The 25294-nt window shown below is 36.9% G+C and carries 25 protein-coding genes and 1 pseudogene; 25 read left to right on the top strand and 1 reads right to left on the bottom strand.

Annotated features, from left to right (window positions below; translation table 11 throughout):
* Positions 1-69 precede the first annotated feature (69 nt).
* Complete coding sequence (locus tag BMX18_RS00530; protein ID WP_074560232.1) at positions 70-729, top strand: DNA alkylation repair protein; 660 nt, start codon at positions 70-72, stop codon at positions 727-729.
* 115 nt (positions 730-844) lie between these two features.
* Positions 845-1336 (top strand): thiol peroxidase, encoded by a 492-nt coding sequence (gene tpx, locus BMX18_RS00525; RefSeq protein WP_093814578.1) that lies wholly within the window; start codon positions 845-847, stop codon positions 1334-1336.
* A 44-nt stretch (positions 1337-1380) separates the two neighbouring features.
* On the opposite strand, the gene BMX18_RS00520 is transcribed toward tpx, so the two are convergent.
* Positions 1381-1929 carry a TetR/AcrR family transcriptional regulator gene (locus tag BMX18_RS00520; protein WP_093814576.1) on the bottom strand — a complete coding sequence of 183 codons (549 nt, stop codon included), beginning with the start codon at positions 1927-1929 and terminating at the stop codon, positions 1381-1383.
* Between the two features lie 146 nt (positions 1930-2075).
* Here BMX18_RS00520 and BMX18_RS00515 point away from each other — a divergent pair, with 146 nt between their 5' ends.
* The 23 genes and pseudogenes from BMX18_RS00515 to BMX18_RS00405 all read left to right on the top strand — a co-directional run bounded on the left by BMX18_RS00515 (position 2076) and on the right by BMX18_RS00405 (position 25263).
* Complete coding sequence (locus BMX18_RS00515; protein WP_093814574.1) at positions 2076-2777, top strand: ABC transporter ATP-binding protein; 702 nt, start codon at positions 2076-2078, stop codon at positions 2775-2777.
* Positions 2778-2787: 10 nt separating this feature from the next.
* Entirely contained in the window at positions 2788-5424 is a 2637-nt protein-coding gene (locus tag BMX18_RS00510; RefSeq protein WP_093814572.1) for an FtsX-like permease family protein, read from the top strand.
* A 111-nt stretch (positions 5425-5535) separates the two neighbouring features.
* The gene (locus BMX18_RS00505) at positions 5536-6132 is read left to right on the top strand and encodes a restriction endonuclease subunit S (protein WP_093814570.1); all 597 of its coding nucleotides are present in this window, start codon (positions 5536-5538) and stop codon (positions 6130-6132) included.
* A gap of 71 nt (positions 6133-6203) precedes the next feature.
* Entirely contained in the window at positions 6204-7541 is a 1338-nt protein-coding gene (locus BMX18_RS00500; protein ID WP_039696847.1) for a DUF2130 domain-containing protein, read from the top strand.
* Between the two features lie 87 nt (positions 7542-7628).
* On the top strand, positions 7629-7868 hold the full coding sequence (locus BMX18_RS00495) for a DUF1858 domain-containing protein (protein ID WP_093814568.1): 240 nt from the start codon (positions 7629-7631) through the stop codon (positions 7866-7868).
* Positions 7861-9222, top strand: coding sequence for a DUF438 domain-containing protein (locus BMX18_RS00490; RefSeq protein WP_093814566.1), 1362 nt, complete (start codon positions 7861-7863; stop codon positions 9220-9222). The genes BMX18_RS00495 and BMX18_RS00490 overlap by 8 nt, the downstream gene beginning before the upstream one ends.
* Positions 9223-9296: 74 nt before the next feature.
* The gene (gene truB, locus BMX18_RS00485) at positions 9297-10178 is read left to right on the top strand and encodes a tRNA pseudouridine(55) synthase TruB (protein ID WP_074964623.1); all 882 of its coding nucleotides are present in this window, start codon (positions 9297-9299) and stop codon (positions 10176-10178) included.
* Positions 10179-10191: 13 nt separating this feature from the next.
* Complete coding sequence (locus BMX18_RS00480) at positions 10192-11124, top strand: bifunctional riboflavin kinase/FAD synthetase (RefSeq protein ID WP_307770174.1); 933 nt, start codon at positions 10192-10194, stop codon at positions 11122-11124.
* 42 nt (positions 11125-11166) lie between these two features.
* Positions 11167-11571 (top strand): Spx/MgsR family RNA polymerase-binding regulatory protein, encoded by a 405-nt coding sequence (locus BMX18_RS00475; RefSeq protein ID WP_006532216.1) that lies wholly within the window; start codon positions 11167-11169, stop codon positions 11569-11571.
* Positions 11572-11652: 81 nt separating this feature from the next.
* Positions 11653-11928 (top strand): UPF0223 family protein, encoded by a 276-nt coding sequence (locus tag BMX18_RS00470; RefSeq protein ID WP_006532215.1) that lies wholly within the window; start codon positions 11653-11655, stop codon positions 11926-11928.
* Positions 11918-12682, top strand: a complete 765-nt coding sequence (locus BMX18_RS00465) for an inositol monophosphatase family protein (protein WP_074964625.1) — start codon at positions 11918-11920, stop codon at positions 12680-12682. The genes BMX18_RS00470 and BMX18_RS00465 overlap by 11 nt, the downstream gene beginning before the upstream one ends.
* Before the next feature lie 97 nt (positions 12683-12779).
* The gene (locus BMX18_RS00460; protein ID WP_074964626.1) at positions 12780-13604 is read left to right on the top strand and encodes a ZIP family metal transporter; all 825 of its coding nucleotides are present in this window, start codon (positions 12780-12782) and stop codon (positions 13602-13604) included.
* Between the two features lie 118 nt (positions 13605-13722).
* The gene (locus BMX18_RS00455; RefSeq protein WP_039696877.1) at positions 13723-14049 is read left to right on the top strand and encodes a putative quinol monooxygenase; all 327 of its coding nucleotides are present in this window, start codon (positions 13723-13725) and stop codon (positions 14047-14049) included.
* Positions 14050-14095: 46 nt separating this feature from the next.
* A complete protein-coding gene (locus tag BMX18_RS00450; protein ID WP_074601994.1) occupies positions 14096-14428 on the top strand; it encodes a DUF6568 family protein in 333 nt (110 codons plus the stop codon).
* 13 nt (positions 14429-14441) lie between these two features.
* Positions 14442-15796, top strand: a pseudogene (gene gorA / locus BMX18_RS00445) (glutathione-disulfide reductase).
* A gap of 300 nt (positions 15797-16096) precedes the next feature.
* Positions 16097-17407, top strand: coding sequence for an RsmF rRNA methyltransferase first C-terminal domain-containing protein (locus BMX18_RS00440; RefSeq protein ID WP_093814562.1), 1311 nt, complete (start codon positions 16097-16099; stop codon positions 17405-17407).
* A gap of 143 nt (positions 17408-17550) precedes the next feature.
* Positions 17551-18417, top strand: coding sequence for a phosphate ABC transporter substrate-binding protein PstS (locus BMX18_RS00435; RefSeq protein ID WP_093814560.1), 867 nt, complete (start codon positions 17551-17553; stop codon positions 18415-18417).
* 9 nt (positions 18418-18426) lie between these two features.
* A complete protein-coding gene (pstC, locus tag BMX18_RS00430) occupies positions 18427-19344 on the top strand; it encodes a phosphate ABC transporter permease subunit PstC (RefSeq protein WP_039696856.1) in 918 nt (305 codons plus the stop codon).
* Positions 19334-20221 carry a phosphate ABC transporter permease PstA gene (gene pstA, locus BMX18_RS00425; protein WP_039696857.1) on the top strand — a complete coding sequence of 296 codons (888 nt, stop codon included), beginning with the start codon at positions 19334-19336 and terminating at the stop codon, positions 20219-20221. Before pstC ends, pstA begins: the two co-directional genes overlap by 11 nt.
* 10 nt (positions 20222-20231) lie before the next feature.
* Positions 20232-21035, top strand: a complete 804-nt coding sequence (gene pstB / locus BMX18_RS00420; protein WP_039696858.1) for a phosphate ABC transporter ATP-binding protein PstB — start codon at positions 20232-20234, stop codon at positions 21033-21035.
* 11 nt (positions 21036-21046) lie between these two features.
* Positions 21047-21805: a phosphate ABC transporter ATP-binding protein PstB gene (pstB, locus tag BMX18_RS00415; RefSeq protein WP_039696859.1), complete on the top strand. Its 759-nt coding sequence runs from the start codon at positions 21047-21049 to the stop codon at positions 21803-21805.
* A 30-nt stretch (positions 21806-21835) separates the two neighbouring features.
* Positions 21836-22489, top strand: coding sequence for a phosphate signaling complex protein PhoU (gene phoU, locus BMX18_RS00410; protein WP_039696860.1), 654 nt, complete (start codon positions 21836-21838; stop codon positions 22487-22489).
* Positions 22490-22719: 230 nt separating this feature from the next.
* Positions 22720-25263 carry a M1 family metallopeptidase gene (locus BMX18_RS00405; protein ID WP_093814558.1) on the top strand — a complete coding sequence of 848 codons (2544 nt, stop codon included), beginning with the start codon at positions 22720-22722 and terminating at the stop codon, positions 25261-25263.
* Positions 25264-25294 lie beyond the last annotated feature (31 nt).

Below are 25294 nucleotides of genomic sequence, written 5' to 3'. Positions count from 1 at the left end.
TGCCAAACAGACTGCTTTTTGATAGAATGAAAGTGAAAAATAGCTTAGTTACTCCAAGGAGGAAGAAAGTTGTCAAAGCTTGAAGAAATGACTCGATTATTTGAAGAAAACGCTGATTCGGCAAAAGCGCAAGTTATGTCAGCCTACATGAAAAATCGATTTTCTTTTTATGGCATTCAAACACCAAAACGCCGAGCACTTTATAAATCATTTTTAGCCAATGAGAAAAAATCAGAAAAGCTTGATTGGGCTTTTTTAAAGCAGGTCTGGCAAGATGACCACCGTGAGTGTCAGTATTTGGTTCTTGATTACTTGCGTACGATGCAAAGATTTCTGACTTATGATGATATTGAAAAGCTTGAATATTTTGCAAGAAGCAAACAGTGGTGGGATAGTATTGACATACTAGCCGTTGTTATTGGTCGCATTGGATTAACGGATGAGAGAGTTGATAAGGTGATGAAAGCGTGGGCACATGATGATAATATCTGGCTATGTAGACTAGCCATTCTTCACCAGCTTGGTAGAAAAGATCAGACTAAGATTGATTTACTCCAAGAGATTCTTCTGAGAAATCTAGGTTCAAAGGAATTTTTTATCAATAAAGCCATAGGTTGGGCTTTACGTGATTTGTCAAAAACTAACGCTGCTTGGGTTAGACAGTTTATCATGACAAACAAAGAACACTTATCACCACTTTCAGTTAGAGAGGCAAGCAAGTATCTTTAACTTTCAAGCATATTCTTCGTTTAAAAAGAGATTTTTCGGTAAAATGAAAGGAGAGTAAAAGGCTTTCTTTTCTTGCAAATAACAAAAAAACTCTCATAAATGGAAGGAATAAACGATGACAACTTTTCTTGGAAATCCCGTAACTTTAATTGGTAAACAACTAAAAATTGGTGAAACAGCACCAGATTTTTCATTGCGAGCATCTGATTTAAGTATTAAAAGCTTGTCTGATTTTGCTGGAAAGAAAAAAGTAATTAGCGTTGTGCCATCAATTGATACAGGGATTTGTTCAACACAGACACGTACGTTTAATAAAGAACTTTCAGCTATGTCTGATACCGTGGTAATTACGATTTCAGCAGACTTGCCATTTGCTCAAGTACGCTGGTGTGGTGTTGAAGGTCTTGATCAAGCGGTTATGTTGTCTGATTACTATGACAATGAATTTGGGAAGACTTATGGTCTTTTAATGGCAGAATGGCATCTTCTAGCGCGTGCTGTGCTTGTTTTAAATACGGATAATCAATTGGTTTATGCTGAATACTTGGAAAATGTTAACTCAGATCCAGATTATCAAGCGGCTCTTGCTGCCGTAAACTCACTATAGTTAAAAAATCTCACTTAAACTAAAGTGAGATTTTCTTAGTATTATCATACCATTTTATCAAGCGAAGCAACTTTAAGGATTATATCGGTGACTTCTTCAGAACTTTCAATTCCACCATTACTTACCCAAAGAGAGATAATACTTTCAATAGAAGATAAATAGACTTCAAGCGCATATTGATAAGGAATTTCATAATAGCTCACGAGAATATCTTTGAAATCAGGGATAGTTAAAAGAAAGCTGTAAATAAAATCTTTGATGGTTTTAGAGAAATCGGAAGAAGATGATTTTGAAATGGCATAAATAAACTCAAAATTCTTGTGGATGTAGTCCAGACACTGGATGATAACAGTCCGACTATCAGAAAAAAGAGAGTCGTCATTTAGAATAGCTAATAACTCATCAAGTGTTTCATTTTTTAGTTGGTCCATCATGTCACATTTATCAACATAGTGAAGGTAGAATGTTCCACGATTAATGCCAGCAGTTTTGGTTAAATCTGAGACACTAATCTCCTCAAATCGTTTTTCCAACAAAAGTTTAGCTAAAGCTTGCTTAAGATAGTTCTTGGTTTCTGTTTGTCGCTTGGCCATAAAAAATCAGCTCCTTTCTTAGTCTTGGTCTAAAATGAACAGATTGTCTATTTTTGTCCTTGTTTAATAATTTATCAAATTATATAATATAGTCCAAATTAAATCAACAAGATGTCTAATTAAGAAAAAATAAAGAGGTGAATCTCATGTCATATATTGAAATGAAGCATTCTTATAAACGTTATCAAGCAGGTGAAACTGAAATTGTGGCTAATAATGATATTAATTTTGCCATTGAAAAAGGAGAATTGGTCATTATTTTAGGGGCTTCAGGAGCTGGAAAATCAACTGTCTTAAATATTCTCGGTGGTATGGACACGAACGATGAAGGACAAGTTTTGATTGACGGGGTTGATATTGCTAAATACAATGCTAAAGAATTGACAACTTATCGTCGTAATGACGTCGGTTTCGTCTTTCAATTTTACAATTTGGTGCCCAATTTGACCGCTAAAGAAAATGTGGAACTAGCTTCAGAAATTGTTAGCGATGCAAGAGATGCTGAGCAGACATTGATTGATGTGGGACTTGGAAAACGTCTTAATAACTTCCCAGCTCAGCTATCTGGTGGTGAACAACAGCGTGTATCAATAGCTCGTGCGGTGGCAAAAAATCCAAAATTATTGCTCTGCGATGAACCGACAGGTGCCCTTGATTATCAAACCGGAAAACAAGTTCTAAAAATTTTGCAAGATATGTCACGTCATAAAGGCTCAACCGTGATTATTGTTACACACAACTCAGCTCTTGCTCCAATTGCTGACCGAGTGATTCATATGCATGATGCCACGGTAAGTAGTATCGAAGTGAACGAGCATCCTCAAGATATTGAAACACTAGAATATTGAGGTGATGGGTATGTCAAAAAAGACTTATTGGAAAGATATCAGAAAATCAATCGGAAGTTCTAAAGGTCGTTTTTTATCCATCATGCTCTTGATGATGCTTGGAGCCTTTGCCTTTGTCGCCTTGAAAGTAACAGGACCTGACATGCAAAGGACAGCAAGTGCTTATCTTAAAAAGCAAAATACCATGGACTTGTCAGTCATTGCAAGCTATGGTTTTAGTGATGATGATCAAAAAGAGCTAGCAACGATCAAAGACAGCGAAGTTGATTATGGCTATCTGACGGATGTGACAATTAAAAATACCGATGATGCTATTCGTGTGTTTTCAAACAGCAAGCGTATTTCAAAATATGAGTTAGTTTCAGGTGTTTATCCTAAAGCTACTGATGAGATTGCCTTAGCTTCAACCATGCAAAAGAAATACCATCTTAGTGATAAGATCAGCTTTACCCAATCTGACGAACAAGGCATTTTGAAAAAAACGACATTCAAAGTTGTTGGCTTTGTCAATTCCTCAGAGATTCTTTCAAAATCTAGCCTTGGAACATCAAGTGCTGGAAACGGAGTATTGAAATACTATGCCGTCGTTCCAGAATCAGCCTTTGACAGTGACTTTTACACGATTGCTAGAATTCGTTATGATGATTTAAAAAAACTAAATCCATTTTCAGAGACTTATAAGAAAAAATTAGCTAAAAAAGAAAAAGCCTTAGAGGACTTGCTTTCTGATAATCCTAGCCAACGCTTAGCACAATTAAAATCAGAAACACAAACCTCACTTGATGCTAATCAAGCAAAGGTCGATGCAGCTAAATCTCAACTGGAAGCGCAAAAAGCCATGCTCGCCCAATTACCAAATGAGCAACAATTGGCAGCACAAGACTCAATCAAGCAAGCGCAAGCTCAAATTGCTGAGAGTGAAAAGCAGCTTAGTGACGCTAAAACGAAGCTTGATTCTATGAAAGAGCCGACTTATACAACGTATACTCGCTCAACCTTGCCAGGTGGTGGAGGTTATCAAACCTACATTTCAAGTACCTCAAGTATTGGCAGCATCGGCAATGTCTTTCCGGTTGTCTTATATGTTGTTGCTGCTTTAGTGACTTTCACAACAATGACACGATTTGTTGATGAAGAACGCACTAATTCGGGTGTTTTAAAAGCTCTCGGTTACAGCAATAGCGACGTTATTAAGAAATTTGTTATCTATGGTTTTGTTGCCAGCATGACAGGAACCATCTTGGGAATTTTTGCGGGACATTACATTTTGTCACGAGTCATTGCTGAGATTGTTACAGGTGATACAACTTTAGGAAGTACGACTTATTATTTCTATTGGTCGTATACTTTGATTGCCATTGTATTTGCTCTTGTTAGTGCGGTTTTACCAGCCTTTATTATTGCTAGAAAAGAGCTTAGTGAGAAACCTTCTCAGCTTTTGTTGCCAAAACCACCAGTCAAAGGTTCAAAAATTTTCTTAGAACGTATCGGTTTTATTTGGCGCCGTTTGTCATTTACACATAAAGTTACTGCCCGAAATATTTTCCGATACAAGCAGCGCATGTTGATGACCATATTTGGTGTTGCCGGTTCGGTTGCCCTTTTATTTGCTGGACTAGGCATTCAATCGTCATTAGGAAAAATCATTGATAATCAATTTTCACGTTTGATGCCTTATGACATGATTGTGGTCACTAGTGATGATAGCAGTAGCCAAAAAGAGTTGACGTCTGTTTTAGATTCTAAAAAAGTATCCAAATACCAAAGCATATATTTATCACATGTCACAGAAAGTATTTCTGGATTGACAGATAAGCAAGACATTTCAATTTTGGTTAGTCAAGGTAAAAGTTTTGGTGACTTTATTCATTTGAAAGATGCTAAAACAGCACAAGACTTGACCTTAACAGATGATGGTGTTGTCCTATCAGAAAAATTAGCTGACTTATATCACATTAAAGCTGGTGATTCATTTGATTTTAAAGATCAAAATGGGAATAAGCATTCTCTTAAAGTCTCTGCAATTGTTGAAATGAATGTTGGTCATTATCTCTTTATGTCACAAAAAGCTTATGAAAAACTCTTCGATGAAGAGGTTAAAGATAATGCTTACCTTGTCACACTTAAAAATCATTCTAGTAAGAATATCGAAGATATGTCTACAAGATTATTAGCCATGGATAGTGTATCAGCTGTTAGCCAAAATGCTTCATTGATTAAGAATGTTAACTCAGTCGTTGTCTCTCTTAATGGCGCAATGACGATTCTAATCATTATATCCATTTTACTTGCTGTAGTTATTCTTTATAATTTGACTAATATTAATGTGGCTGAACGTATTCGAGAATTATCAACGATTAAGGTTCTTGGATTTTATGATAATGAAGTGACCATGTACATTTATCGTGAAACCATTAGCTTATCATTAATTGGTATTGTTGTTGGATTGATTGGCGGAAAATACTTACATCAACTGATTATGAATATGATTGGTTCAGATTCAATTAAGTTTGGGACTGAAGTTGGCTTATCAATCTACGTCATTCCAATTATCGTTGTTATTGGAATACTATTCTTGTTAGGTTGGCTTGTTAACCATATCCTAAAAACAGTTGATATGCTAGAAGCTTTGAAATCAGTTGATTGAGTTCTTGGAAAAAAACGAATAAATAGTAAAGGAGCAGTGAGTCTACTGCTCTTTTAACTTGTTTAATGTTCGAATTAGTATTATAATACTAACATGTAAGGAGAGATAGCTATGAGTGAATTGATTGAGAAATATGAAGCAAATCCGATTGCCAAAGTTTCTTTAAGTGACGTGACAGAGCATTTTAAAGGAAAGGCTGTTTCAAAATTAGGAGATACAGGAAATGTATCGGTTGTTAACTTAAGTGATATGACTGAGACTGATATTGATTACGACCATTTGAAAAAGATTGATGTCGAACAAGACAGTGTCTCACGTTACCTTTTGAAAGATGGAGATGTTTTAATTGCCTCAAAAGGAACAGTTAAAAAAGTCGCTGTTTTTCATGAGCAAGATAGGGCAATCATTGCCTCTGCTAACATTACTGTTTTAAGACCGACTGCTGACATTTCAGGGACATATATCAAATTATTCTTAGAATCTGAATTAGGTCAAGAACTTCTTGAGACAACTAATACCGGAAAAAATGTGATGAATTTGAATACGAAAAAGATTGTTAGTATTCAAATACCAAAACTTCAGCCACTCAAACAAGCTTTTCTCATTCAACGATATGAACAAGGTTTGAAAGATTACAAGCGAAAAATTACTAGAGCAAACCAAGAATGGCAACATATTCGTGATGATGTTGCAAAGAACCTATTCTAGATATATAGAAGAAGTCCCCGAGACTTCTTTTTGTTATAATAGGAGTAATTATAAAATCAAGCGAGGAAATTATGAATAACATTAAGTGTCCCCATTGTGGAACAGTCTTTACCATTAATGAAACAGAATACAGTCAATTGCTAGCTCAAGTCAGAAGTAGCGAATTCGACAAAGAAATTCATGAGCGTTTAGAAAAAGAAAAGGCACTTTTAGAAGAAAAATCAAAAAATGATTTGCAAGTTCAAGCTAGTGCTAAAGATAAAGAAATTGCAGATTTGACTACGCAATTAGAGCAGCTAAAACAAAGTTTAGAGCTTGACAATCAACGCCAACTAGCTAAGAAAGACCAAGAAATTCTCGAGTTAAAATCTAGCTTGGAAAATTTCCAATCAAATAAAGATTTGGAACTAACAAAAGCTTTAACGGAAAAAGATAAAGAAGTAGCTGAGCTTAAAAATCAACTCGAACGTTTATCACTTGAAAATAAAACAAGTCTGGTAGAAGCAGTTGCTAGCGTTGAAAAAGAACGTGATGATGTTAAGTCAAAATTAGCTCTCCAAGAAAAAGAAGCTGAATTATCTCTTGCATCTGTTAAAAGAGATTACGAAGCTCAATTGAAAGCTGCCAATGAACAAGTTGAATTCTACAAAAACTTTAAAGCTCAGCAATCAACTAAAGCAATTGGTGAAAGTCTAGAAGTATATGCCGAGACAGAATTTAATAAAGTGCGTGCCTATGCTTTCCCAAATGCAACCTTCGGCAAAGATAATGAAGTATCAAGCCGTGGCTCAAAAGGGGACTTCATTTATCGTGAAACTGATGAAAATGGTATTGAAATACTATCTATCATGTTTGAGATGAAAAACGAAGCCGATGAGACAAAAACTAAACACAAAAACAAAGATTTTTACAAAGAATTAGATAAAGATCGACGTGAAAAAAATTGTGAGTATGCGGTTTTAGTTACCATGTTAGAAGCTGATAATGATTACTTTAACACAGGAATTGTCGATGTTAGCCATGAATATGAAAAGATGTACGTGGTTCGTCCGCAATTATTCATCCAATTGATTGGTATTTTGCGAAATGCTGCGCTTAATTCTCTTAAGTACAAACAAGAATTAGCCTTGGTTCGTGAACAGAATATCGATATTACACATTTTGAAGATGACCTTGAAACCTTTAAAAATGCCTTTGCGAAAAACTATAATTCAGCAAGTAATAACTTCAAAAAAGCCATTGATGAAATTGACAAATCAATCCGTCGTATGGAAGAAGTGAAACGATTTTTAACAACAAGTGAAAACCAACTCCGCCTTGCAAATAATAAACTTGACGACGTTTCAGTCAAGAAATTAACCCGAAAAAATCCAACAATGCGAGCAAAATTTGAAGCTCTGAAAGATTAAAAAGATGTCATCTTTTATGACAGATGAAGTCAGTTTTAAAATTCTTGTGCTATAATGAACCTATCCCTAATAAAAGAGGTTATTATAATGAACAATATTATAGATTTGACAAGACCAGTAGCTGAGGTTGTAAAAGAACATCCTGAGATTAAAGCTATTTTGGTTGATTTAGGTTTTAAACCTTTAGCACAAGTAACTATGCTAAATACCGTTGGCAAAGTGACTTCTCTGAAAGCAGGAGCAAAACTGGCTAATGTCTCACTTGATAAAATTCAAAAAGTACTTGAATTTAACGGTTATGAAGTGATTGGAGGCAACAATGACTGAAAATCGTATTGAAGTACTAAAAGATATTTTGTTGCGTTTGCATCACGGTGCAGATGCTGATTCTGTTCAGGAAGATTTCAATCAAACCTTTAAAGGAGTTTCCGCGCTTGAGATTTCAATGATGGAGCATGAGCTAATGGGAGATGAGACAGGCATTACTTTTGAGGATGTGATGGGCTTGTGTAATGTCCACGCTAACCTTTTTAAGGGAGCTGTGTCAGATGTTGATGTCCCAGATACGGAACAAGAAGGACATCCTGTTTATGTGTTTAAACAAGAAAATCTCGCTTTACGCTCAGCCATGTTGCGTATTCGTCGAATCATTGAAAACTATGAGAAACCTGAAAATGCAGACTTTCGTGATGATTTGTTACGTGGTTTGAAATTTCAAATGGCTCTTCTAGGGCAATTCGATAATCACTACAAGCGTAAAGAAGAGCTCTTTTTCCCATTGATGGAACAACATGGTCATGATGCTCCGCCACGCGTCATGTGGGGTGTGGATGATGATATTCGTGAGCTCTTTAAAAAAGCACAAGCAGCAGTAGGTAAGTTGCCAGAAGTATCAATTGCTGAAGTGTCACAAGCCTTTGAAACTTTTGCTCATGAATTTGAAGAAATGATTTTCAAAGAAGAAGCTATTCTCTTGATGATTCTTCTTGAAGCTCTTACCCAAGATGATTGGTTAGCAATTGCTGATGAAAGTGATGCGTACGGTTATGCCATTATTAAACCAACAGCTAAATGGCAACCAAAACGTGAGTCATTTGACAATGAGAAACCAGAATCTGCTTCTGTAACAGTTAATTCTGATGACTCTTGTCAAACTAATGCTGAATCAAATGATAATCAATTGACGAAAGTTATCGATACGCCGGAAGGACAGTTCACCATTAGCTTTACACCTAAAAAAGAAAAGCCAGCTGTTAATCGTACAACCACTCAACCATTTGGCAACGGGTATTTGTCAGTAGAACAAGCCAACCTGATTTTAAATCATCTCCCTTTGGAAATAAGCTTTGTTAATAAAGACGATATTTTCCAATACTTTAATGACAATACTGTTCCAGAAAAAATGGTGTTTAAACGTACACCAAGTCAAATTGGACGTAATGTTGAACTTTGCCACCCACCAAAAGTGTTAGATAAAGTCAAAAAAGTCTTTAAATTACTTCGCTCTGGCGAACGCGATAAAGTGGTTATGTGGTTTAAATCTGAAAAAATGGGCAAATTCATCCACATTACCTATGCAGCAGTTCGTGATGAAAACGGTGAATTCCAAGGTGTTTTAGAATACGTCCAAGACATTCAAGAATTCTTAGATATTGATACAGATGTTAACCGTGACATCTAGAAAGAATGAACAAGTTAAAGCAATACAAAGTTTTAACTTGTTTTTTATTGATGAAAACAGGTATAATATTATTTATGATTAACGGAATTATTAATTTGAAAAAGGAAGCTGGGATGACAAGCCATGATGCTGTCTTTAAGCTTCGTAAAATTTTACATGAAAAGAAAATCGGTCACGGTGGTACGCTAGATCCAGATGTTGTTGGAGTCTTACCAATTGCTGTCGGAAAAGCAACTCGTGTGATTGAATATATGACTGAAGCTGGAAAAGTATATCGTGGGCAGATTTGCCTAGGATTTTCAACAACAACTGAAGATGCCAGTGGTGAAGTTGTTGAGAAGACTCCAGTTTCAACAGAGCTGACAGAAGATACCATTGACCATGCTATGGCGAGTTTTGTTGGTGAAATTACTCAGATTCCACCAATGTACTCAGCTGTTAAGGTCAATGGAAAACGTTTATATGAGTATGCTCGCGCTGGACAAACAGTTGAGCGACCTGAACGCCATGTGACAATCTATGATTTCAAACGCACTAGCCTGTTAGAATTCAAAGATGATTGTTGTTATTTTGACTTTGAAGTTGCTTGTAGTAAAGGAACTTACATTAGAACCTTATCAGTCGATTTAGGAAAATCACTTGGTTTTGCCAGTCATATGTCTTACTTGGAGCGCCAAGCTTCAGCTGGTCTTCAATTGGAAGATGCATTGACTTTGTCTGAAATCACTGAAAAAGTTGCGCAAGATGATTTTTCATTTCTTTTGCCAATCGAGTATGGCGTTATGGATTTGCCACGTATAGATTTGACAGAAGATCAAGTTACAGAGATTTCATTTGGGCGTAAAATTGCTTTAGATAGAACTGAAGAACAATTAGCTGCTTTCTATCAAGATAAAGTTGTTGCTATTCTAATTCCACGTGATGACCTATACAAACCAAATAAAGTGTTTATATAATGGAATGGAAAAAATGAATATTCAACATATAAAAGATGCTCGAGATATCAATCGTACTCGAGACAGTGTTTTAGTATTAGGCTACTTTGATGGCCTGCATAAAGGGCACAAAGCCCTGTTTGACCAAGCTAGATCAATCGCAAAACGCAATCAGCTAGACTTAACTGTTTTGACTTTTAATGAATCACCACGTCTAGCTCTTGCTCGTTTTACACCAGAATTATTATTGAATTTAACGGCGCCAGAAAAGCGTTACGAAAAATTTGCTGAGTACGGCGTTGATGATCTTTACTTAGTTGATTTTACATCAGCATTTTCAAAAGTGTCGTCAGAAGAATTTTTGAGGACTTATATCAAAGCTTTGCGAGCAAGAACTATTGTCGTTGGTTTTGATTATAAGTTTGGACACGATAGAAAAGACGCAGCTCATTTATCAGAAATTTTTGATGGTGATGTTATTGTAGTTCCTGAAGTTCAAGATAACGGAGAGAAGATTAGTTCTTCACGTATCCGACAAGAAATTCTATCAGGAAATGTTTCTGAGGTGAATCGTCTTCTGGGCTATGAATTTTCAACTAAAGGGATTGTTGTTCATGGCGATGCTAGAGGTCGCACGATAGGATTCCCGACAGCAAATCTTGCCGTTTTAGACCGTGTTTATCTTCCAGGTGATGGTGTTTACGTGACAGATATTATTGTTTTGGGAAAACGCTACCGCTCAATGACAAGTATCGGAAAAAATGTGACTTTTGGTGGCCAAGATTTACGACTGGAAGCAAATATTTTCGATTTTGAAAACGATATCTATGGCGAAACGGTCGAAATTATCTGGTTAGATAAAATTCGAGGCATGATTAAGTTCGCTGGAGCCGATGAATTGGTTGAACAGCTAAAATCTGATAAAAAATTTGCCCAAAATTGGGGAAAAAATAGAAAACTTTTTTAAAATTTTGTATAATTAAGTTAAGAAGATTAGAGAGGTGGTTTTATGATTACTTTATTTTTGTCACCAAGTTGTACAAGCTGCCGAAAAGCACGAGCTTGGCTTAATGAACACGATGTTAAATTTCAAGAACACAATATCATTACCAGTCCTCTTAGTCGCGATGAATTAATGGCTATCTTGGCCTTCACAGAAAATGGAACAGAAGATATTATCTCAACTCGTTCAAAAGTTTTCCAAAAGTTAGATATTGATCTTGACGAGTTATCTGTTTCAGAATTGATTGATTTAATTGCGAAGAATCCTGGTTTGCTTCGTCGTCCAATCATTTTGGATAACAAACGCATGCAAATTGGGTTTAATGAAGATGAAATTCGTGCATTTTTACCACGTGATTATCGTAAACAAGAATTGCGTGACGCAACGATAAAAGCAGAAATTGAAGGATAGAAAGGAATAACTCTTCAACAGGTTGATGTCTGTTGAGCTATGGAAAACGATTCGTTTTCTTAAGAGTTTGGGCATCTTTGTATGAAAAACTACAGCTATCCACTTGATTTGTCTTGGAGCACTGAAGAGATAGCATCAGTGCTTCATTTTTTGAATCAGGTTGAGGCCGCATATGAAAAGAAAGTTGCTGTTAGCGATTTATTAGACAGCTACGCAACCTTTAAGACAATTGTGAAAAGTAAAGCACAGGAAAAACAAATTGATCGCGAATTTCAACAAAGCAGTGGCTATTCAACTTATCAAGCCGTAAAAGCTGCTAAAGCAAAGGAGAAAGGATACATTTCCCTTGGAAAATAAGTTTCAATTTGCTAAAGACATTATTCGTGACGCAGGTGACTTTATTAAGTCTAATATGGTCAAGGATCTTGAAATTGAAGAAAAGACGCGTTTTGATGATTTGGTAACGAATCTAGATAAAGCAACTCAAGAATTACTAATTACCAAAATTAAGCAAGCTTATCCAAGTGACCATATCTTAGCGGAAGAAAATGGCGTACACCATGATATTACCGATGGAAATGTCTGGGTACTTGACCCGATTGATGGTACTGTCAATTTTGTGGCGCAAGGTACGCATTTTGCTGTTATGATTGCGTATTATGAAAATGGTGTCGGTCAGTTTGGTTTGATTTATGATGTGATGAACGATACCTTGTATAGTGGCGGTGGTCAATTTGATGTTTATATGAACGATCAAAAATTACCACCATTTCAAGATCGACCAATGAACCGATTCTTGGTAGGCTGCAATGCTAATATGTTTGCGTATAACTACCATGGACTCCATGATATGATTGAGCATACTTTAGGAGTTCGTGTTTATGGCGGTGCTGGAATCAGTATGGCAGCAGTTATGGCTGGACAATTATTGGCTTACTTTTCTTACATTCAGCCTTGGGACTATGCAGCCGCTAAGGTGATGGGAGAAAAACTTGGTTATGTCTTATTAACTATTGATGGTGAAGAACCAGATTTCACACATCGTCAAAAAGTCATGTTTGTTCCGAAAGCAAAATTATCAACGATACAAACTTATTTATCTCAAACCTAGTATTTTTACTAGGTTTTTCTTTTACACCTATGGTAAAATAAGAATGAATTTACAGAAAACGTTTTTATTGGAAATACACATATAAGGAGATTTGTTTATGATGAATTGGCTAATGACACAAAATGTTGTCTTTTTAGCCTTGTTAGCAGGCCTTTTTACTTGGGGATGTACCATTCTTGGATCTGCCGTTGTTTTTTTCTTTACTAAAGTTAGCCGAAAATTGCTAGATATTATGATGGGATTTGCCGCAGGTGTCATGATTGCAGCGTCCTTTTGGTCTTTGCTTGACCCAGCACTTTCTTATGCTAAGGCTGATTATGGTAATTTTGCTTGGGTACCCGCAGCAGTTGGATTTTTACTCGGTGGCTTTAGTCTCCGATTGATTGACGCCCTTGTTCCTCACTTGCACTTAGGGTTAGATGTTTCTGAAGCTGAAGGGATTCAACCAAAGAAAAAACTCTCAAAAACTGCTCTTCTCTTCTTAGCGATTACTATTCATAATTTTCCAGAAGGTCTAGCGGTCGGTGTTACTTTTGGAGCTTTGGCTTCTGGTAATATGACTAGTTCGGCGCTTATTGGTGCTATTGGTCTTGCCATTGGGATTGGTTTACAAAATATCCCAGAAGGTGCTGCGTTGTCGATTCCGATTCGAGCTGATGGGAGTTCTCGTTTTCGAGCTTTCTTTCTTGGCGCAATGTCAGCCATTGTTGAACCAATTGGGGCTGTTTTAGGAGCAGCTCTAGTGATTATTATGCTACAAATCATACCGTATGCCCTAGCTTATGCAGCTGGTGCCATGATGTTTGTGGTTGTCGAAGAGTTGATTCCTGAATCACAGACAAATGGAAATACTGACGTGGCCACTCTTGGATTAATGGTTGGTTTTGTTATCATGATGGTAATGGATGTAGCGCTGGGCTAATAACTTCATATTTAAAAAAGAGATTGAGATAAAATACCTCAGTCTTTTTTTGTGTGCAAATTATTTGAAACAGTTTTCAAAATTTATTAAAATGGACAAAAAAGAAAAAGGTGATGCTATGGCAATTACAGTCAATTTATATTATAAAGGTGTAAACGGCAGTGCTAGACAGTTTGTGGAAGAAATGGAAAAATCTGGTATAGCAGATGCTATTCGTGCTGAAAAAGGTAATTTACGCTATGACTATTTCTTTCCGGCTAAAGAAACTGAGACAGTTTTATTGATTGATAGTTGGGAAAATCAAGAAGCCCTTGATATTCACCATGCTTCACCAATGATGACTACTTTAGCGAAATTGCGCGATAAATATGATTTGCATATGACAGTTGAACGTTATATTTCAGATAATAGTGACGTTGATGACAGTGCTTTTATTCGCCATTAATTTATCAATTACATCGATTATTAAGTTTTCTACAGGAGGTATTCAGATGACATCATTTGCATCATTTTTTACAGAAATTACTGCACAAGAAGCTAAAAAGTGTTTAGAAGTAGCAGAAGGTTTTATTCTCTTTATTGGTCGCCCTAGTTGTCCATATTGTCGCCGCTTTGAACCGAAGTTAACTCAAGTTGCTAAAGATAATCAACTTACTGTTTACTTTATAAATAGTGAAGCAGCCGATTCTGATATTCAAGACTTAAGAACAGCATATAATGTTCCAACAGTACCAGGATTATTAGTTGCCAAAGCTGGTCATGTTAAAGTGGTGTGTGATTCGTCGTTGTCAGAAGAAGCAATTTTAGATTTTATCAAGAATTAGATTAGGAGAATATATGGACGTTAAGCAATATGACTATATTGTTATTGGTGGTGGTTCTGGTGGGATTGCTTCAGCTAATCGCGCAGCTATGCATGGTGCTAAGGTGATTCTTTTTGAAGCGAAAGAAGTTGGTGGTACCTGTGTCAATTTAGGATGTGTTCCTAAAAAAGTGATGTGGTACGGGGCTCAAGTCGCTGAGACGATTCAGACATATGCTAGCGAATATGGTTTTCACACGGCTGATGCTACCTTCGATTTCAAAACTTTAAAAGCTAATCGCGAGGCTTATATTGACCGTATTCATGGCTCTTATGAACGCGGATTTGATAACAATGGTGTTGAGCGTGTTTATGACTATGCTAATTTTGTTGATTCTCATACGGTTGAAGTTGCTGGTCAATACTATACAGCTCCGCATATTTTGATTGCGACTGGTGGTCATGCTCTTTATCCTGATATTCCAGGTGCTGAATACGGCATGATTTCAGATGACTTTTTTGCCTTAGATAGTCTTCCAAATAGCGTTGCTGTTGTTGGAGCTGGCTACATTGCTGTTGAACTTGCCGGAGTCTTACATGCACTCGGTTCAAAGACGGACCTTTTTGTTCGTAATGAACGACCACTTCGTACGTTTGATAAAGAAATTGTTGAAACCCTTGTTAAATACATGGCCGAAAGTGGTCCACAATTACATACGCACTCAATTCCAAAAGAAGTTAAAAAAATGTCGATGACTCTTTGACGTTAATTTTAGAAAATGGCGAATCTTACACGGTAGACGCTATCATTTGGGCAATTGGCCGTAAAGCAAATGTGAGTGGATTCGGACTTGAAAAAACAGGAGTAGAATTAACCAAAGAAGGTTTCATTAAAACAGATGCCTATGAAAACACCTCTGTTGACGGTATTTATGCTCTAGGAGATGTTAATGGCAAACTTGAATTAACGCCAGTAGCAGTTAAGGCAGGAAGACAATTATCAGAGCGTCTTTTTAACAACAAACCAAATGCAAAAATGGATTATAAAGACGTTGCCACAGTCATTTTTAGCCATCCAGCGATTGGTTCTATTGGCTATTCGGAAGAAAAAGCTACTGAAGTATTTGGTGCAGATAAGATTAAAGTTTATCGCTCAACTTTTACGCCCATGTATACTGCTCTAGGTAATCATCGCCAACCAAGTAAAATGAAATTGGTTACTCTAGGTGAGGATGAGAAAATTATTGGTTTGCACGGTATAGGCTACGGTGTTGATGAAATGATTCAAGGCTTCTCAGTTGCTATCAAAATGGGAGCTACTAAAGAGGATTTTGATAATACGGTAGCCATTCATCCAACAGGAGCTGAAGAATTTGTAACAATGAGATAACTTTTTTCGTTGCTATAACTTTATTTGATGCTTCAAAAGTCACATCTGTTGTCTGAATGCCTTCCATTTAAATAAGAGAAAGAGTGTCCTCTTTCTCCTTTCAAATCTTCCCCAAAGATTTGAAACTATTCATCCAGCAGGGGCCGAAGAATTTGTGACGATGAGATAGATTTAAAATTTTTATAAACAAACAAAGCAGTTCGGATAAGAACTGCTTTTTATTGGTTAAATTGCTTATTAAATCAGTCATATGCTTATCTTAAAGTTGTAATTAACATGTGAAATTGTTATCATATAAGTATGAAATTACCTGATAAATTTATTGAAAAATACCGTAATCTTCTTGGACAAGAAGCAGATGATTTCTTTGCAACTTTTGATCAAGAAGCTGTTTCTGGATTTCGTGTAAATCCTCTTAAAAATGCTCAGCATGTTTTTGAAGATTCTATTCCAAATACTCCTTGGGGTCATTATGGAAAAGTTTCTGGTAAGTCTGCTGAACATGTTTCTGGTCTGGTCTATTCTCAAGAACCTGCTGCTCAAATGGTTGCTCAAGTTGCAGCACCGGGTGATCACATGCGCGTGCTTGATTTAGCAGCAGCACCGGGTGGTAAATCCACTCACCTTCTTTCTTACATGAATAATACTGGCGTTTTGGTCAGTAATGAAATTTCCAACAAACGCAGTAAAATTCTGGTTGAGAATGTGGAACGCTTCGGAGCTAAAAATGTTGTCGTAACCAATGAAAGCTCAGACAGATTAGCCAAAGTCTTCAAAGAATACTTTGATTTGATTGTTTTTGATGGACCTTGTTCTGGAGAGGGCATGTTTCGTAAGGATCCTCAAGCTACTCAGTATTGGCATGAAGGTTATCCCGCAGAGTGCGCGAGTCTTCAAAAAGAGATTTTAGAAGAAGCAATGAAAATGCTAGCGCCTGGTGGAACACTGGTCTACTCAACATGTACTTGGTCTCCAGAGGAAAACGAAGGCGTCGTGAACTGGCTATTGTCAGAATACGATTATCTTGAGCTTCTTCCGATTGAAAAAATCAATGGAATGGCTGAAGGAATTGATATGCCAGAGGTTGCTCGCATGTATCCACACCGCTTTAAAGGTGAAGGGCAATTTGTTGCTAAGCTACATGATACGAGGGAACCAGCTCACCGTAAAGTTAAGCCAGTTAAATCTAATCTAACAAAAGATCAGCTTAATCTTTGGCAAGATTTCGCCAAAAAACATCTAAAAATTGAGCTAAATGGGCTCCTACAAACCTTTGGTGATAACCTTTATTTGTTGCCAGAAGGATTGCCTGATTTAGGTAAATTAAAAATTGCTCGCAATGGACTTCATCTAGGAACATTTAAGAAAAATCGTTTCGAACCATCTTTTGCATTGGGCTTAGCCCTTTCACCAAATGACGTAGAACAGTTTGTAGAAATTGATATAGAACAGTTCAAGGTTTATGTTACAGGAAATGTCATAAACTTAGAAAACCCATTAAAAAATGATTGGTATTTAGTTTCTGTAAACGGCAACGGCATAGGTTTTGCAAAAGTTACTGGGAATATTCTGAAAAATTACTTTCCAAAAGGACTTCGCTTTAATCCTTAAACTGTTATAGGTACAATTTTTGAATGTGATGGCCTGAAAACCACTTTTCAAGCTTTCAGTGATATGTTACTATTTGCATGTGAGGTGTTTGTAACACTTTATGTCAATTACTTTTTATTTTCAAAAAGAAGTAGGAATCGCAAATGAAAAAAATTAAAATTCTTAGCTTTTTATTGCTAGCTACCTCAGTAGCCTTTGTCTTATCTGGTTGTTCAAGCTGGATTGACAAGGGTCAGTCGATTACCAGCGTAGGATCGACAGCTCTACAACCACTTGTTGAAGCTGCCGCTGATGAGTTCGGATCGACGAATATTGGTAAGACAGTCAATGTCCAAGGTGGTGGATCTGGTACAGGTCTTTCACAAGTTCAGTCAGGGGCTGTTCAAATAGGTAATAGCGATCTTTTCGCAGAAGAAAAAGAAGGTATCAATGCTGATAAGTTGGTGGATCACCAAGTAGCAGTAGCAGGTCTTGCGGTTATTGTTAACAAAAAAGTCGCTGTTAACAATTTAACCACCGAGCAATTACACCAAATCTTCACTGGTAAAATTACAAACTGGAAAGAAGTTGGTGGACCAGACTTAGCTATTTCTATTATTAACCGTGCAGCAAGTTCTGGGTCGCGTGCGACATTTGATAGCATCATCATGAAAGGTGATTCAGCTATTCAAAGTCAAGAACAAGACTCAAACGGTATGGTTAAGTCAATCGTATCGCAAACTCCAGGAGCTATTTCTTATCTTGCTTTTGCTTACGTTGATAGTTCTGTTAAGACAATTCGTCTAAACGGTTATAAACCAACAGTTGAAAATGTAACCAAAAATAATTGGCCACTTTGGTCATATGAACATATGTACACTAAAGGTAAACCAACTGGTTTGACTAAAGAATTTTTGGATTTCGTTATGAGTGATGAGATTCAAAAAGGTGTCGTTGAACATATGGGTTACATTTCAGTTAACGAAATGAAAGTTACCAAATCAGCTGATGGCACTGTTACAGCAAAATAAGGAGATACTATGAGAAATCAAGATCTTGAGAAACAGTTAACAACGCCTTCAAAAAATTCTCGCCTTGAGAAGTTCGGAAAAGGCATCACATTCTTTTGTTTAGTACTAATTGTTTTCATCGTGGCAATGATTTTAATCTTCGTTGCCCAAAAAGGATTATCAACCTTCTTCGTTGATGGTGTTAATCCGATCACATTCCTCTTTGGAAGTAAATGGGATCCAAGTTCAGGATCATTTGGAGCTCTTCCAATGATTTTGGGATCATTTATTGTAACTATTTTGTCTGCCTTGGTAGCAACTCCGATTGCTATTGGTGCGGCAGTCTTTATGACAGAAATTTCTCCAAAATATGGAGCCAAAATTCTTCAACCAGCTATTGAATTATTGACAGGTATTCCATCTGTTGTTTATGGATTCATTGGTTTGCAAGTTATCGTTCCATTTACACGTTCTATCTTTGGTGGAACTGGGTTCGGTATCTTATCTGGTGTCTGCGTTTTGTTTGTTATGATTTTACCAACGGTAACCTTCATGACAATCGATAGTTTAAAAGCAGTGCCAAGACATTATAAAGAAGCTAGTTTAGCGATGGGAGCCACTCGTTGGCAAACAATCTGGCGTGTTATTTTAAATGCTGCTAGACCTGGTATCTTTACCGCAGTTATTTTCGGTATGGCACGTGCCTTTGGTGAAGCCTTAGCTATCCAAATGGTCGTTGGTAACTCAGCCGTTGTTCCAACCTCTCTAACAACTCCAGCAGCGACCCTAACATCCGTTCTTACAATGGGAATCGGTAATACCGTTATGGGAACTGTTCAAAATAATGTTCTTTGGTCACTAGCGTTGGTTCTACTCATTATGAGTTTAGGATTCAACATGCTTGTTAAATTTATTACAAGAGAAAGAAAGAGAAACTATGCACGCTAAGAAATTTGATAAGTTAGCAACAGGAATTCTCTATACAATTGCTGGAATTATTGTTGCGATTTTGGCATCATTACTACTATATATCTTGGTAAATGGATTACCTCATGTTAACTGGTCATTCTTGACTGGTAAATCATCATCGTATGAAGCAGGTGGTGGTATCGGGATTCAATTGTATAACTCCCTCTTTCTTTTGGTAATCACATTGGTTATTTCTATTCCTTTGTCAATGGGAGCAGGGATTTACTTATCTGAATACGCGAAAAAAGGACGTTTTACTAACTTCATCAGAACATGTATTGAAATCCTTTCATCTTTACCATCTGTTGTTGTTGGTTTGTTTGGTTATTTGATTTTCGTTGTTCAATTCCAATATGGATTCTCAATCATCTCAGGTGCCCTTGCTCTTACTGTTTTTAACCTTCCACAAATGACACGTAATGTTGAAGATGGTCTTCGTAATGTTCACCACACACAACGTGAAGCAGGTCTTGCGCTTGGTTTGTCACGTTGGGAAACAGTAGTTCACGTGGTTATTCCAGAAGCTCTTCCAAGTATTGTGACTGGTATCGTTCTTGCTTCAGGTCGTATTTTCGGTGAAGCAGCAGCGCTTATCTACACAGCCGGTCAATCAGCACCAGCTCTTGATTGGTCAAACTGGAATCCGCTAAGTATTACAAGTCCGATTTCAATTTTCCGTCAAGCCGAAACTTTGGCTGTTCACATTTGGAAAGTTAATAGTGAAGGAACGATTCCTGATGCGACTCAAGTATCGCAAGGAAGTGCTGCAGTTCTCTTGATTTTCATCTTAATTTTCAACCTCTCAGCACGTTATATCGGTAAAAAACTTCACGCCAAATTAACGTCAGCAAAATAAAGGAGAAGAGATGACAAAGTATAACTGGAATGAAAGACATATTATTACTTTTCCTGAAGAAAAATTAGCCCTTGCGACAAAAGACCTTCACGTTTATTATGGTCAAAAAGAAGCTATCAAAGGGATTGATATGCAGTTTGAAAAAAATAAAATCACTGCTCTTATCGGACCTTCAGGATGTGGTAAATCAACTTTTCTTCGTAGCCTAAATCGTATGAACGATACCATTGACATTGCAAAAGTTACTGGACAAATCTTGTACGAAGGTATTGATGTTAATGCCAAAAACATTAACGTTTACGAAATGCGTAAGCACATCGGAATGGTTTTCCAACGACCAAATCCATTTGCTAAATCAATTTATAAAAATATTACATTTGCCTATGAACGCGCAGGTGTTAAAGATAAACAATTTTTAGATGAAATCGTTGAGACTTCTCTAAAACAAGCCGCTCTCTGGGATCAAGTGAAAGATGATTTGCATAAATCAGCCTTCACTCTTTCAGGTGGTCAACAACAACGCTTGTGTATCGCTCGTGCTATTGCAGTGAAACCAGATATTCTTCTGATGGACGAACCTGCATCAGCCCTTGACCCTGTTGCGACAATGCAATTGGAAGATACAATGTTTGAGTTGAAAAAAGATTACACAATCATTATTGTTACTCATAACATGCAACAAGCCGCACGTGCTAGTGATTATACAGCCTTCTTCTATTTGGGGGATTTGATCGAATACGATAAAACCAATAATATTTTCCAAAATGCCAAATTGCAATCAACTAGCGATTATGTGTCAGGACACTTTGGTTAGAAAGGCAAGACATGACAGAACCTATTTTAAAAGTAAGAGACTTATCTGTTTACTATAATAAGAAAAAAGCGCTCAATAATGTCTCTATGGATTTCTATCCTAATGAAATTACAGCCCTTATTGGGCCATCTGGTTCAGGAAAATCAACTCTTCTTCGTTCAATCAATCGAATGGGAGATTTGAATCCAGAGGTGACTTTAACAGGCTCAATCGTTTATAATGGACATAACATCTATAGTCCACGAACAGATACGGTTGAACTTCGTAAAGAAATTGGAATGGTTTTCCAACAACCGAATCCATTTCCAATGTCGATTTATGAAAATGTTGTTTATGGCTTACGTCTAAAAGGAATTAAGGATAAACAAGTTTTAGATGAAGCAGTTGAAAGTTCCTTGATTGGTGCTTCAATCTGGGACGAGGTTAAAGACCGTCTGCATGATTCAGCGCTTGGTCTATCTGGTGGTCAGCAACAGCGTGTCTGTGTTGCGCGTGTTTTGGCAACGAGTCCAAAAATCATTTTGCTTGATGAACCAACATCAGCCCTTGACCCAATTTCAGCAGGTAAGGTTGAAGATACCCTTTATGGTTTGAAAGACAAATATACAATGCTTCTTGTAACACGTTCAATGCAACAAGCTTCACGTATTTCAGACCGTACAGGATTCTTCCTAGATGGTAAACTTATTGAATACGGAAAAACTCATGAAATGTTCATGAATCCTAAATGTAAAGAAACCGAAGATTATATCACTGGTAAATTTGGTTAGTTTTGGGAACACTCAAAAGGAGATGATATTATGTTAAGATCAAAATTTGATGATGAATTAGAAAAATTGCATAACCAATTCTACGCTATGGGTACTGAAGTGTTGTCACAAATTAACAAAACAGTTCGTGCTTTCATCAGCCATGACCGTGAATTGGCAAAAGAAGTTATTGAAGGTGATGAAATTGTCAATAACTTTGAAACAAAACTTGAAAAGAAATCTCTTGAGATTATTGCCCTTCAACAACCTGTATCACAAGATTTGCGTACAGTTATCACAGTTTTGAAAGCTTCAAGTGATGTTGAACGTATGGGTGACCATGCAGCCTCTATCGCAAAAGCAACTATTCGCGTTAAAGGCGAAGAACGTTTGCCAGAAGTAGAGGCAGAAATCAAAAAAATGGGTAAAGCTGTTCGCAACATGGTAGAAGAAGCGCTTGACGTTTACGTGACTGGTGATGAAGAACGCGCTTATGAAGTTGCTGCTTCTGATGAAGTGATTGATAACTACTTTAAAGAAATTCAAAATATGGCTGTTGAATCTATCCGCCAACAACCAGATACAGTGTTTGCGGGTAAAGAATACCTTCAGGTTATTACTTACTTAGAACGTATCGGTGATTACGCTCGTAACCTTTGTGAATGGGTTATTTACCTTAAAACAGGAAAAATCATTGAATTATAAACAAAAAGAAGGCTGCCACTAACAGGCAGCCTTCTTTTGTTCACAAGATTTTTAAAACTGACATATATCATATTTTGTGATATAATGATGAAGTTTGAAAGTATTGTTTGTCAATTCTGACATTTGCAAAAAATGAAAACAATACTTGGTAGCAAACTTAAAATTTAAAAGATTAGGTGATATGGGGCAAACAATACGTTGGTCCTCATTCTACGTTTTAAAGGAGTTATATGAAAACTGTAGAACATTTTATTGAAAAGTTTGTTCCTGAAAATTATAATATTTTCCTTGATATTAACCGTCAAGCTAAAACTTTTTCAGGTAACGTTGCCATTAGTGGTGAAGCTTTAGATAATGTTATTTCATTCCACCAAAAAGATTTAACGGTTGCTTCTGTTTTGTTAGATAATCAAAATCTTGAGTTTAAGATTGATAAGGACAATGAAGCTGTTCATGTTGAGTTGCCAGAAACAGGAACAATGACACTTGTTGTTGAGTTTTCAGGTAATATTACTGATAACATGACTGGTATTTACCCATCATATTACACTGTTGATGGTGTTAAAAAAGAAGTCATTTCAACTCAATTTGAAAGTCACTTTGCGCGTGAAGCATTCCCATGTATCGATGAGCCAGAAGCAAAAGCAACATTTGATTTGAGCATCAAATTTGACCAAACTGAAGGCGAAATCGTACTTTCAAACATGCCTGAAGTTGATGCTGAACGTCGTAAAGAAACTGGTCTTTGGACATTTGACACAACACCTCGCATGTCATCATACTTGCTAGCTTTTGCTCTTGGTGATTTGCAAGGTAAAACAGCTAAAACTAAAAATGGTACAGAAGTAGGAGTCTTCTCAACAAAAGCGCATGCTCTTAAAGCATTAGATTTCTCACTTGATATCGCTGTTCGTGTTATTGACTTTTATGAAGAGTACTTCGGTGTTAAATACCCAATTCCATTGTCATATCACGTTGCTCTTCCTGACTTCTCAGCGGGAGCTATGGAAAACTGGGGCTTGGTGACTTATCGTGAAGTTTATCTTCTTGTTGACGAGAACTCAACTGTTAAGAGCCGCCAAAGCGTTGCGCTTGTTGTTGCTCACGAATTAGCTCACCAATGGTTTGGTAACCTTGTTACAATGAAATGGTGGGATGATTTATGGTTGAATGAATCATTTGCCAACATGATGGAATATGTTTCTGTTGATGCTATTGAACCATCATGGAATATCTTTGAAGATTTCCAAACAGGTGGTCTTCCATTAGCTCTTAAACGCGATGCTACTGATGGTGTTCAATCAGTTCACGTTGAAGTCAAACACCCTGATGAAATCAATACTTTGTTTGACCCAGCTATCGTTTACGCCAAAGGTAGTCGCTTGATGCACATGCTTCGTCGTTGGTTAGGAGATGACGATTTCCGTGCAGGTCTTAAAATTTACTTTGAAAAACACCAATATAGCAATACAATCGGTCGTGACCTTTGGGATGCTTTATCAGAAGCATCAGGAAAAGATGTTGCTGCCTTCATGGATGCATGGTTAGAACAACCAGGATATCCAGTGGTTACTGCTGAAGTGGTTGATGATACACTCGTTCTTAGCCAAAAACAATTCTTCATCGGTGAAAGCGTTGATGAAAACCGTATTTGGCCAATTCCACTTAATAGTAATTGGAAAGGACTTCCAGATACTCTAACAGAAGCTCGTCTTGAAATTCCTAATTACAGCAAGCTTGCTGCTGAAAACGAAGGTGCTTTCCGTTTAAATACAGAAAATACTGCTCACTATATTACAAACTACAAAGGTGACTTGTTAAATACAGTTCTTGAACAATTGACTGAACTTGATACTGTTTCAAAACTTCAAGTTATCCAAGAACGTCGTTTACTTGCTGAAAGTGGTGAAATTTCTTACGCTGAGTTAGTTCCACTTTTGACAAAACTTTCTGATGAAACATCATACTTAGTAGCGGAAGCTATTTCTCAAGTTGTTGAAGGTTTGGATATCTTCTTAGAGGAAGGAAGTCAAGCACAAGCACAATTTAAAGCCTTGATTAGCCGTTTGATGCAAAAGAACTACGATCGTCTAGGATTTGAACCAAAAGCTGGTGAATCAGACGAAGATGAAATGGTTCGTCAAAACACTATTTCATTAATGTTGTATGCTGATAACGAAGATGCTGTCACAAAAGCGGAGGCTATTTTCCACCAACACAAAGACAATATCGAAGCGATTCCAGCCTCAATTCGTATGTCAGTTCTTGCTAACCAAATCAAACACGCTGAAACTGAAGAATTAGTATCTCTATACCTTGATACTTATGTGAAAACTAATGATGGTAACTTCAAACGTCAATTAGCATCAGCGTTGTCAAATACAAAAGAAAATGCAACGGTTGAACGTGTCTTGGCTGAATTGAAGAACAAAGACGTTGTTAAACCTCAAGACTTGGCAATGAGCTGGTACCGTCCATTCCTTGATAAACCATTCTCTCAAGGGGCATTTTGGACTTGGGCTCGTGAAAACTGGGATTGGATTAAAGCTGCACTTGGTGGCGATATGAGTTTTGATAAATTCGTTATCTACCCAGCTAACTCATTCAAGACAACTGAACGTCTTGAAGAATACAAAGCGTTCTTTGAACCCCAATTAAATGATATGGCCATCAGTCGTAACATCACAATGGGTATCAAAGAAATCTCTGCTCGTCTTGATTTGATTAGCACAAGTAAAGTTGCTGTCGAAGAAGCTCTTGCAGCTGTAAAATAGTAGAAAATATAAAGGGCGTTTGAGTGAAAAC

The sequence above is a fragment of the Streptococcus sp. 45 genome (assembly GCF_900108865.1).
GTDB lineage: Bacteria > Bacillota > Bacilli > Lactobacillales > Streptococcaceae > Streptococcus > Streptococcus ruminicola.
The sequence above is the reverse complement of the archived record's forward strand: the minus strand, read 5'-3'. Positions and strand labels throughout refer to the sequence as shown.